Source organism: Mesorhizobium sp. M5C.F.Ca.ET.164.01.1.1, from assembly GCF_004792125.1.
Taxonomy (GTDB): Bacteria; Pseudomonadota; Alphaproteobacteria; order Rhizobiales; family Rhizobiaceae; genus Mesorhizobium; species Mesorhizobium wenxiniae.
This window is the reverse complement of the sequence record NZ_SRTG01000274.1, coordinates 1-349: the sequence shown is the minus strand read 5'-3', so window position 1 is coordinate 349 and position 349 is coordinate 1. Positions and strand designations below refer to the sequence as shown.

The 349-nt window shown below is 58.7% G+C and carries 1 pseudogene; it reads left to right on the top strand.

Annotation, left to right across the window (positions count from 1 at the left end):
- Positions 1 to 349, top strand: a pseudogene (locus tag EN807_RS33450) (septation protein IspZ); the annotation flags it as partial.

Here is a 349-nt window from a genome sequence, read left to right as displayed (position 1 = left end):
GATCGTCGTCTTCGTGTTCGGCGCGCTGGCGCTCTACCTGCAGGACAAGACCTTCGCCTTCATGAAGCCGACGATCATCAACTCGCTGTTCGGCGTCACGCTGCTCGGCGGCCTGCTGTTCGGGCGGTCGCTGCTCGGCTATGTCTTCGATTCCGCCTTAAAGCTCGATGCCGCGGGATGACGGAAACTCACCTTTTGCTGGGGCCTGTTCTTCCTGTTCCTGGCCACCGTCAATGAGGTGGTTTGGCGCAATTTTTCCACCGATGCCTGGGTTACCTTCAAGGTCTGGGGCATCATGCCGATCACGCTTCTGTTCACCTTCAGCCAGATGCCGCTGATCCTGCGTCAT